1 pseudogene is annotated in these 831 nt (G+C 33.9%); it reads right to left on the bottom strand.

The annotated features are described in order from the left end of the window. Positions 1-302 precede the first annotated feature (302 nt). Positions 303-593, bottom strand: a pseudogene (locus AC1DSL_RS18905) (tyrosine-type recombinase/integrase); the annotation flags it as partial. Positions 594-831 lie beyond the last annotated feature (238 nt).

The raw sequence follows: 831 nt of genomic DNA, 5'->3' as shown, positions 1-831 counted from the left end.
TCCGAGAGCAACCCCTCAATTTTTTCACCGTCGTACCAAATCTCATTGTTAAGCTGGTTCAATCGGTAAATATAATCTTTTCCATTAATAGCCCCCATGTTTCACTCCCCAATGTAATTCGATATTTAAATATTCGATTAAAGCTGTTTTAAGAAGTTAAATCGTTCAATATTTTATTACTATTGCTAAAATTAACCTATGAAACTAGAGCATGCTAATATTCCTTCTTCAAATAAAGGGTGCTTTAGTCAATTAGGGCAATGTCAATTAAGACGTTGCCCTTTTTACATTTAAAAGTACTTCTAATACTCTTTCATTAGTCTTCCGCTTAGTTGAGCGTAAATCAGGTTAGTTTCGCTCTTCTCGTGTCTGAGAAGACTTTGAATGACTTCAATGGGTGCTCCATATTCAACAAATGAGTAGCATAGCTGTGTCTAAGTTGATGTGGATGAATCTCATTATTGATTCCAGCACGATTCGAAATCTTCTTGATGATGTTTCTCATTTGAAGCGACATTCATTTTATGGGGATGTCTTACTGTGACGAAGATGGCCGGGGCATTTTCTGTGCGACTGTCCATATAGCGTTTAAGCAGATCGATTGGACCAATTAAATGGTTCTTTTCTAACGAATTGAGGTTGATTTTATCGGAATGGACATAGAAAAATCGGATAATAATTCCTATGACTTTTTTGATATTATTGAATATCTTTACAATTATTAAATTACCTTATTTAACTAACGGGCCAGGTTAGTTCGAAAAATATTCTAAATATATCCAACTAAGGGATTTTTAATGTTAAGCTTATGCTATGCTTTGAGTATATAAA

It is taken from the genome of Paenisporosarcina sp. P4_D4, assembly GCF_056401835.1.
This window is presented reverse-complemented; position numbering and strand designations above follow the sequence as displayed.